This is a genomic window from Acidovorax sp. KPB24-07 (genome assembly GCF_057543315.1).
Genome location: NZ_BAAJYS010000931.1, coordinates 1 through 599, shown reverse-complemented (window position 1 = coordinate 599; position 599 = coordinate 1). Strand labels below are relative to the sequence as shown.

Annotated in this window: 1 pseudogene; it reads right to left on the bottom strand. The window is 75.5% G+C overall.

The window, feature by feature from the left end:
• Positions 1–599: pseudogene (locus tag AC27IQ_RS26745) on the bottom strand (DNA polymerase Y family protein); the annotation flags it as partial.

Genomic DNA, 599 nt, shown 5'->3' with positions numbered 1-599 from the left:
GCCGGCTCCCAGCGCAGCATGCATTCCGGCCGGTGGTCCGCCTGCAGCACGGCCACCTGCACCTGCTGCGCCCCGAGCCGGGCCGAGACCCGCTCCACCCATTGGTGCCAGGGCTCGCCCTGCGCGCGCCGTGCGTCTTCGGGGCTGGGCGGCAGCAGGCTGGCGCTGGCCTCGGCCCAGGGACGGGTGTCGGTGCCGCTCAGGGTGATCTGGTTCACCGGCGCGGCCAGGCGCTGGCGGCCCAGGTGCTCGGCGAGCAGGCGGCGCAGATGGGCCAGGTCCTGCGTGGGCTCGGCCGTGCGCACCGTCAGGCTTTGCTGGGCTGGCAGGTCCACGCCGTCGATGCGGCGCAGGTCGTGGCGCCAGGCCAGCTCCAGCGCCAGCACGCCCTGCTGGCGCGCCTGCAGCCAGCCGTGCAGCACCCCGAGCAGCCGGTTGGCGGACCACAGCAAGGTGCCGGCCGATTCGGCCAGCGCGGGCAGCTCGGCCGACAGCGAAAAGCGCTCGGGCAGCTCGATCCAGGGCAAGGGATGGGGCACGTCGCCAAAGGCCTGGTCCAGCGCCCGCAGCGCATCGGCCCCGAACCGGCGCGCCACGCC